We start from the raw sequence: 8,104 nt of genomic DNA on the forward strand, positions 1-8,104 counted from the left end.
CCCGGTTGTTGCTGGACGCGGCCCGCCGGGCCCGGACGTACGGGCTGCACATGGTGGCGGCGGTCGCCGCGGACCGTGCCCGCGAAGCGGCGTCGCCGGGATCGCAGTACCACTCCCAGGCGGAGCGGATGCTCGCGACCACCGAGCTGGGCGGGCCCCTTGCCGGCCTCACCCGCGTCGGTGCCCCGACCGTCTCGGTCCCGGCCGGGGTCTCGTTGACGCGCCGCGAATCCCAGATCGCCGACCTGGTCGGCCAGGGGCTGACCAACGCCGAGATCGCCGCCGAACTCCACCTGTCCAAGCGCACGGTCGAGGGGCACCTCAACCGGATCTACACCAAGACGGGCACCCGACTGCGAGGCTGAGACCGCTGGGGGCCGAGTCGGATTCGAGGTGTGCGCGTGCAGCAGTCAGAGAGTGATCGGCAGGCCCCGGGCGATCGGGCGACCTTCTGCGAGGCCCCGGCGGCCTACATCGTGGAGACGTACTTCGTGCTCCGGATGGTGATCGCGGGCGCGGCCATCGGCCTTCCCGTGGCACTTCTGGTGTGGGTCACCCTCGACCCCGATTTTCCGATGATGGACTCGCTGAGCTCCTTCTACTACACGCCGGCCCGCGGGCTGTTCGTCGGAACCCTGGTGGCGATCGGGGTCGCTCTGGTGGCGTACCGCGGCTATACGCGCGGTGAGAACCGGCTGCTCAACGCCGCCGGCACCCTCGCGATCGTCGTCGCACTCTTCCCGACCGAGGACCCGGTGATGCCCGGACTGGACGCGGTGAGCATCACCCACGCGGTGGCAGCCACGTCCTTCTTCGTCCTGGCGGCACTGTCGATCTTCTTCTACGGGCAGGAGACGATCGCCTCGATCCCGAACGCAGCGCTGCAGCGCAGCTATCGCCTGGGCTATCGGATTCTCGTGGTGCTGGTCCTGCTCTTCCCGTCCCTCGCGCTGCTCATCGCCTGGCTGATGGACTCCACCCTGTGGCTGTTCCTGGTCGAGACCGCCGCGCTCTACGCCTTCGCGATGTTCTGGATCGTCAAGACCTACGAACTCTCGCGGTCGCATTCCCGGCGCATGCTCGTGTGATGCGTCCGCGCGAAACGGTCAGCGACGTGAACATGCCTCGGTTAATCTGAGCTCACTACTCAACGCCACTCCCATGGCCTTCCCCCTCGAGGTTCACACCATGATCCGTCGTTCCCTCACCGCTCTCGGCCTGGCGACTCTCGTCGCCCTCGGCGCCGCCCCCTCCGCCGTCGCCGCCGGGATCCCCGTCGGATCAGGGGTCATCGCCGTACCGGACATCGCACCGATCGTCGTGCCGGTCCCGATGGGATTCGACGCCGCCACCCTGCCGCTCCTGCCGTTCCCGCTGGTCTGGGCCCCGCAGTTCATGCCCGCGCCGGTCGAGAGCGCGCCCGCGACCACGCCGGCCCGTCGGCTCTCGGGCTGCCGCGAGGCGTGGGACCTCGGAGTGGCCCCCATCCACCGCGGCAGCGAGTACTACGACCCGTCGATGGACGGCGACAACGACGGCATCGCCTGCGAGCGGGACAACCGCTAGGGCTGGCTGGCTCCTGCGGCGGGCGGTGGGCGCGGTGTCCTCGCGGGGTTACGTTCCGTGCGGTGCGATCACGGCCCGCCCGCTGATCTGGCCGTCGACGAGCTGCTGGTAGGCCTCCAGCGCCCGGTCGAGCGGATACACGTGGACCTCCGGCGAGATCCTGCCCGCCCGGTACAACTCCACCACCTCGTGGAGGTCCTCGAGCGTGCCCCAATAGGTGGAGGAGAAGTCCACCTCGTAGGGCAGCTTGAAGGCGTTCCAGGCGAAGTCGTCGCCCGCCAGTCCCACCACCGTCAGCGAGCCCTGCTGGGCCACGCAGGCCGCGGCGAGCTCGAGGGTCGGGCCGGCGCCGACGAAGTCGAACACCGCGTTGACGCCGAGCCCGCCGGTGAGCTCCCTGATCTTCTCGGCGGCGCCCTCGGTGGGGACACCGATCGCGCCATCGGCCTCCGCGGCGGCGATCGCGTCGGGCTTGGTGTCGGTGGCGTAGACGGTGGCCCCGGTGAGCGCCCTGATGATCTGCACCCCGACCAGGCCCAGACCGCCGAGGCCGATGCACAGCGCGGTCGCCCCGGGCGTGGTCAGGTGGGGCATCACGCGTTTGATGGCGTGGTACGGGGTCAGGCCGGCGTCGGCGAGTGGGGCCGCGGCCACGGGGTCGGCGTCGCCGAGGGGGACGAGGTTGCGGGCGTAGGTGGTCATGTACTCGGCCATCCCGCCGTCGCGCCCCAGGCCGGTGGCCAGGTAGCCGACCGACGGCACGTCCTGGCAGTAGGTGTCCTGTCCGCGCGAACACGGCTTGCACCGGCCGCAGCCGATCGGTCCGTAGACCAGGTAGGCATCGCTCTTCGTCAGCCCTGTGACGCCCGGGCCCAGCTCCTCCACCCATCCCGAGACCTCGTGGCCCAGGGTGAACGGCGGGGTGAGAAAGCCCGTGGGATCGCCGGGATAGTCGTGGAACAGGCCCACGTCGGAATGGCACGCACCGGAACCGGCCACCTTGAGCAGGACCTCGCCGGGGCCCGGGGAGGGCCGGTCGACATCCTTGAGTACGGGGAAGGTCTTGAAACCCTCGAACACGACTGCCTTCATGGCTGCACACCTCGCTGAATCGCCGGAGGACGCACCGGACGAGTGACGTCCGTCACAAGTATCCCCCGGCTGTCCAGAGGCGCCGGCTGTCCAGAAAAGCCAGCGGGCCGGACCCCGGGGAGGGGTCCGGCCCGACGGCTCAGCGCGTGCCCCGGCTCAGGCGGAGGCGTCCCTGGCGGCGGCCTTCTCCGAGGCGTCGTCAGCGGTGGGCAGGCTGCCGGCGGCGTTCTCGAGGTGCGCGCGCACGAACCACTGGAACTTCTCCAGCTCCGCGGTCTGGCCGATGAGGATGTCCTCGGTGACCGGGTCCACGTCGCCGGCCACCGAGATGGCCTTGCGGTGATCGGAGATCATGCCGTCGTAGACCTTGTCGAGCGCTCCGAGGTGGGCCTGCGCGGTGTCCCGGCCGAGGGAGTAGTCATCCCACGAGCGGTGATCGGCGTTCGCGCCCATCGTGCCCACCGGCGAACCGCCCAGCGTGGCGATGCGCTCGGCCAGCACGTCCGCGAAGCCACGGACGAGCTCGACCTGCGGGTCCAGCATCTCGTGCACCGAGATGAAGTTGGGACCCACGACGTTCCAGTGCACGTGCTTGAGCGTGAGGTGCAGGTCGTTGCACGCCGTCAGGCGCTTCTGCAGCGTCTCGGCGAGCGTGGCGGAGTCGGCGCTGGACAGTCCGGGAACAGTGAATTGAGGCATGGCTCGACCGTAGCGGCGGCGGCTGCCGGTTGCGACCGATCGTCGCGTCGGTGCGGCCCGGCGGCCGACCGGCGCCACCTCGCAGACCGTGACGTTCCGGACCACCGTCAGCGGCGCCGGGGCCCTGGTCGGCCGGATCGACGACTTCCATCCGGCCGGGTTCGAGCTGGTCCGGGCGCGGGAGAGCGTCTGATACCTGGTCGGCGGCCAGACGTGGTCGACGGTCACCGACGACGAGATCCGCGATTCCGCCACCAACTCCGTCCGCCACTCCGGGGCCGGGTGGACCACCGCCGGCAACGCCAAGGCCACCCTCGAGACCACCTACCGCGTGCCCGACGACGCGACCTCCGGCGACGTGCTCAACACCGGCGCCGCCACGACCCTCGTCCTGGCCAGCGGCCGCAAGGTCGCCAACCCCATCAACACCTGCGTGACGATCCGCGAGCCCAACCCCGCCGAAGCCGTCACCGGCAGCCTCGAGGGACTGGGTCTGGGGTCGCTGACCTCCGGCTCGAGCGCGCTGGGCGACATCGGCGCCGACCCCGCCGTGTTCTCCGCCGACCTCATCAACAACATCGACGTCGGGCAGTTGATCGGCGCAGTCGCCGGGAGCTGAGCCCCGGAGCGCCGAGGGCCGCGGCAGGATCTGACTCTGACGCGGCCCTCGTCGTCGTCACCCCAGTCCGAACATCCTCCCGACGAGCCCGAAGACCAGCACCAGCACCACCAGGACGACGATCGCCAGCAGCACCACGATGCCGACCCGCGAGTTCGACTTGGTCGGGCTCTGGCCCGTGCGAGCGCTGTCCGAGGCCAGGGAGGTGGAATCCGAGTCCGGCGTCATGGGACCCACGGGGGAGCCGCCCGCGTCGAGGTCGGGGGAGTCGCTGGGATCCGGATCCGGGGGCGTAGTCGTCATAGCCCGTGTGTACACGATTCGCCACGGGTGTGACCGCCGTGATCGAAGGGGCCCCCGTCCCCGAACGCGTGCCGGGCGAAGCGCGTGCCGATCAGTTCATGCGTGGCGGTGTCGGGGTGCAGTGCGTCGGGGAGCGGGTGCTCGTCGGCGTCCGCGGATCCGTACAGTGCGGTGCCGTCGAGATGGTGGAGGTTCTCGTCGTCCCGGGCCTCCACGATCGACGCGAGCGCGTCACGGATGACGCGGAGAGTCAGCCGCCCCTGCGCGGTGTCCCCGGTCTCGCCCGTCGCGATGAACCGCACCTCACCCGTGTGGAAGGTGTCCGGATCGAACGCGCCGGGGCCCGGGGTGTCCTCGTGGATCCCGCAGTAGATCGGCGAGACGAGCAGCAGCGGGGTGGTGGGGTGCCCGTCACGGATCGTGTCGAGGAACCCGTGCACCGCGGGGACGAACGCGCGCAGCCGCATCGAGTCCGAGTTGGTGACGTTGATGCCCAGCTTGAGGCTGATCAGGTCGGCGGGGGTGTCGCGCATGACGCGGGCCATGAACGGGTCGACGAGCGCGCTGCCGCCGACGCCGAGGTTGCGCAGGTCCACGCCCCCGAGTCGGGCGGCGAGGGCGGGCCAGGTCCGCGCCGGCGACGTGGCGTTGGAGCCGTGGCTGATCGAGCTCCCGTGGTGGAGCCAGCGGCGCCTGTCCGTCGGCGCGGGTGTCACCGGGGCATCCGTCCGGAGTTCGACGAGGTCGACCTGCTCGTTGTGCGGCAGCCACAGCTCGACGAGTTTCTCGCCGGCGCCCAGCCCGGTGAACCGCGTGAGGTGCGGTGGGCCGGGCACGAGCTCGGTCACGCCGGTCTGGAGGTCCGTCTCGATGGCGTCGCCGCCGGTGAGCCGGTTGCTCGCGACGAGTCGGTGGTCGACCACCAGATCGATGTTCCCGCGAGAACGGTGGATACCGCGGTAGGCGAGACGGGTGGGGTGGGTGACCAGCTCGATGCTCTCCGCGTCGGTGACCACCGCGACCCGGACCCCGGAGGGCTGCGCCTCGACCGACAGCAACTGCGGATCGGGGAACCGGGCGCAGACCCAGGCCGGAAGCCGATGCGGCCGCAGCCCGCGCGAGGTCGGCTCGAGGTACTCGTGACCGCGCAGGAGCTCGGGCGTCAGGGGAGTGCGGATGGTCATGGGCCAAGTGTCCACTACGGGCGCCGTGTGGCCGGGCTGGTGGGCGCCTGCGTTTGCCGGCGGCGGGGGCTCGGCGCGGTCTAACAGGGCTAGTGACTTGCGAGGAGGTCGGCGAACATGGCTTCGTCTGAGTCCTTGAAGTAGTGGCCGTGGGTGCGCATCACGGTCTGGATGCTGTCTGCTCCCACAAGAACGACCTCGAAACGGTCGACGTCGGCGCTGTTGCGGTACTTCGCCTCGGTGTCCTCGTAGGCGGCGACGGCCAGCTCGGTATCGGTGAACTCGTCCTGGTGGATGAGTCGCTGTTCGTCGAAGCTGTAGACCAGCAGGAAGTGAACTAGTGACTGCGACATCGAGTCCTCCCTGGTTCGGTCTTGCTCGACTGTTCTGCGGTTACGAGGCAAGCGTAGCCACACGCTCCGGCGCAACAAGGAATCGTCCAATGTGCATTCAGCCAGCGCCCATAATCGGGCATTATTCGTCGCCTGAGATCTTGGTCCAGCAGGGCAAGGCCAACAGCCGAGTCGAGTTCAGCGGCGGTAGGCCGTCGTCGAGCGGGCGGAGTTTGGCGTAGAGGTCTCTGAGCGCACGCTTGTCGGGCAGGAATTGGCCGCCAGCGGCGCGTTCGAGCACGGTGAGCGTACTGATGAGATTGATGCTCCCGACCGACTGGCCGCTGTGCCTGAGTCGACGTAGACGATCGCTCTCCCGCGATGCGCGTTCGCGACCGTCGCGGTCGTCGATGAGTACGAGCACGTCGCTTCCCGACTCGGCAGCTACCGCGGCGTGGGCAATGACCATGGTCTCCCCGAGATCGCGGGAGCGTCGAATGCGCTGGGCGAAGGGCGTACCGCTGATGCGGGTGACCGCGCGTACCAACTGGTCCGTCTCGTCGTCGGAAAGGACTTCCAGATACTTCGGCGTGAGCTTGCTCATTACCCGTCCAGCAGCTTCAAACCGAGGATGTGTGGCCTTCTGTCGCATCTCTCGCGCGACGGTTTCCGGCACGCAGAGGGAGCCGAGCGTGCCGAACAGCAGTCGTTCGCTGTGCGAGGCGAAGAAGTTCAGTCCGGGTCCGGCGTCCATGATCGGGCGCGGGGTCATACCGTCCCGCCCTCGCGCCCCTCGTCGTCGAGGTCGCTCAGGTCGATACTGACGGTGGGAAGGTCGGATGCATCGAGCGATGAGACTTCGGCCCTGCGCGGAACGACACCTGCCTGTGCCAATTCGGCTTCCACTTGCTCGGCGTCGATGCCTCTCAGTGAGGCGATGGTCTGCGCGCTGACGACCCCCTCTGCGTAACCGGAGATTGCGCGAGCCAAGAGCTTTCGCGGTGGACGCGGCCGGTCGGATTCTGCTTCCAGAGATCGGTACTGGTCGCTCCATCCGTAGCGGGCGGCGAGCGTCGGGGTAGAGAGAGATCCCCACTCCTGCTTAGTCGACTCGGTGATGTACCCGGCACGTTCCAGGTTTATCGCGGCAATCGGCGGTGACACCAGAAACCACTGCACCACCGCTGACAAGTCCGCTTCGGAAAACGACACGCGCTGACCCAGGTGAGTTTCGAGTCCCTCTTCTGGGATCAGCAGGTGTCGCGCGAATGAGTCGGCGCGAACCTCTGCCGGAGAGCGTTCGCTGAGGTCTTGACCTGCGTTCCAGTCGTCGAAAATCACATGGGCAAGCTCATGGGCGAGTGTGCTTCGTTGCCTCATTGGGTGGCGAGTACGCGAAACGCCAATGAAGATGGCGCCGCGCGACGGATCCCGCATCGCTAATCCGTGCTGGTCTCGGTCCGCGTCGAGGACGGCGACATCGATCCCCGTGGACTGCTCGATGATCGCCGCGAGATCGCCCAAGGGTTGGACGCCGAGCCCATGCCTGGCGCGGAAGTCCATCGCCGCGCGCTTGCCGGCTTGCTCGGCGGACATTCCCTCTGTGCCCGTCATATGCTCGCGAATATCGCCTGGTCGTCGAGGTAGGCGTCCAGCTCAATGAAGTGAAGTAGCTGTTCGTGCATTTGCTCCATGGCCGATCCGTTGGTGGCTCGAGCGGCGAACTGCACTCGTTCGGAGGCGTCTGAGCCAGTCAGAAAAGCAACTGTCACGCCGGTGGCGTCGGCGATCTGGATGAGCTCGGGCATTTTGGCGGCGCGATGGCCGCTGACAACCCGGCTCAGCGTCGCTTGCGAGATCCCGGTGCGGTTCTGGAGTTCTCGCTGGGAGATGTTCGCCAGCTTGAGCGCAGCTGCAATCCTCGCACCGTGGGGCAGCGTTGGCATCCGGACCACCTCCTGAATCACTACTGCAGAACTGATTCAGTGTAGCTGAGGAGTGGCCCAGCAGTCGAGCCCGTAGGTGGCGTTATGGGCGGCCACAGAGCGACGAACTTCCAGTGCAGTCCTCCTCGTCGTCGTCGGACTCGTCACCCATCGGGGCGGTGACCGACCCGCCCGGCCCGACCGGACCACCTGAGCGCCGGCGTCACCGCGGCCGGCGCCGCACCCCGCCGTAGATCCCCTGGCGGGTGATGAGGCGCTGGAGCACGACGTCGTTGACCCGCGCCGGCACGCGCACGCCTCGGCCGGTGGGCGTGAACACGATCAGGCCGTCACGGAGCGGGCCGAGCACCGAGCCCCATCGGC

General features: G+C 68.6%; 12 protein-coding genes. 4 read left to right on the forward strand and 8 right to left on the reverse strand.

The genetic code is table 11. The annotated features are described in order from the left end of the window. The 3 genes from G6023_RS15730 to G6023_RS06075 form a co-directional block, all read left to right on the forward strand. Positions 1 to 365 (forward strand): response regulator transcription factor (locus tag G6023_RS15730; RefSeq protein ID WP_206680982.1); only part of this gene is annotated, 365 nt, incomplete at its 5' end. Positions 366 to 401: 36 nt separating this feature from the next. After that, the gene (locus tag G6023_RS06070; protein WP_347570729.1) at positions 402 to 1,088 is read left to right on the forward strand and encodes a hypothetical protein; all 687 of its coding nucleotides are present in this window, start codon (positions 402 to 404) and stop codon (positions 1,086 to 1,088) included. Between the two features lie 100 nt (positions 1,089 to 1,188). Continuing rightward, positions 1,189 to 1,566: an excalibur calcium-binding domain-containing protein gene (locus tag G6023_RS06075; protein WP_182634484.1), complete on the forward strand. Its 378-nt coding sequence runs from the start codon at positions 1,189 to 1,191 to the stop codon at positions 1,564 to 1,566. Between the two features lie 48 nt (positions 1,567 to 1,614). Here the strand turns inward: G6023_RS06075 and G6023_RS06080 are convergent, their stop codons facing one another. Together G6023_RS06080 and G6023_RS06085 are read right to left on the reverse strand one after the other, a co-directional pair. After that, the gene (locus tag G6023_RS06080; RefSeq protein WP_182634486.1) at positions 1,615 to 2,658 is read right to left on the reverse strand and encodes an alcohol dehydrogenase catalytic domain-containing protein; all 1,044 of its coding nucleotides are present in this window, start codon (positions 2,656 to 2,658) and stop codon (positions 1,615 to 1,617) included. Positions 2,659 to 2,814: 156 nt separating this feature from the next. After that, positions 2,815 to 3,357, reverse strand: coding sequence for a Dps family protein (locus G6023_RS06085; protein WP_132063130.1), 543 nt, complete (start codon positions 3,355 to 3,357; stop codon positions 2,815 to 2,817). Between the two features lie 331 nt (positions 3,358 to 3,688). On the opposite strand from G6023_RS06085, the gene G6023_RS06090 reads away from it, so the two are divergent. Then, positions 3,689 to 3,976, forward strand: coding sequence for a hypothetical protein (locus G6023_RS06090; protein ID WP_182634488.1), 288 nt, complete (start codon positions 3,689 to 3,691; stop codon positions 3,974 to 3,976). Between the two features lie 57 nt (positions 3,977 to 4,033). Here the strand turns inward: G6023_RS06090 and G6023_RS06095 are convergent, their stop codons facing one another. The 6 genes from G6023_RS06095 to G6023_RS06120 form a co-directional block, all read right to left on the reverse strand. After that, positions 4,034 to 4,279 (reverse strand): DUF6480 family protein, encoded by a 246-nt coding sequence (locus tag G6023_RS06095; protein WP_096906909.1) that lies wholly within the window; start codon positions 4,277 to 4,279, stop codon positions 4,034 to 4,036. Then, the gene (locus G6023_RS06100; RefSeq protein WP_182634490.1) at positions 4,276 to 5,463 is read right to left on the reverse strand and encodes a GDSL-type esterase/lipase family protein; all 1,188 of its coding nucleotides are present in this window, start codon (positions 5,461 to 5,463) and stop codon (positions 4,276 to 4,278) included. The genes G6023_RS06095 and G6023_RS06100 overlap by 4 nt, the downstream gene beginning before the upstream one ends. Before the next feature lie 89 nt (positions 5,464 to 5,552). Further along, positions 5,553 to 5,816, reverse strand: a complete 264-nt coding sequence (locus tag G6023_RS06105) for a hypothetical protein (protein ID WP_182634492.1) — start codon at positions 5,814 to 5,816, stop codon at positions 5,553 to 5,555. 121 nt (positions 5,817 to 5,937) lie between these two features. Further along, positions 5,938 to 6,567, reverse strand: a complete 630-nt coding sequence (locus tag G6023_RS06110) for a PIN domain-containing protein (RefSeq protein ID WP_067716090.1) — start codon at positions 6,565 to 6,567, stop codon at positions 5,938 to 5,940. Beyond that, positions 6,564 to 7,409, reverse strand: a complete 846-nt coding sequence (locus tag G6023_RS06115; RefSeq protein ID WP_241727719.1) for an ImmA/IrrE family metallo-endopeptidase — start codon at positions 7,407 to 7,409, stop codon at positions 6,564 to 6,566. Before G6023_RS06115 ends, G6023_RS06110 begins: the two co-directional genes overlap by 4 nt. Next, positions 7,406 to 7,741 carry a helix-turn-helix domain-containing protein gene (locus G6023_RS06120; RefSeq protein WP_067716093.1) on the reverse strand — a complete coding sequence of 112 codons (336 nt, stop codon included), beginning with the start codon at positions 7,739 to 7,741 and terminating at the stop codon, positions 7,406 to 7,408. The genes G6023_RS06115 and G6023_RS06120 overlap by 4 nt, the downstream gene beginning before the upstream one ends. Between the last annotated feature and the right edge of the window lie 363 nt (positions 7,742 to 8,104).

This window comes from Dietzia sp. DQ11-71 (assembly GCF_014144995.1).
GTDB classification, from domain to species: Bacteria; Actinomycetota; Actinomycetes; order Mycobacteriales; family Mycobacteriaceae; genus Dietzia; species Dietzia kunjamensis.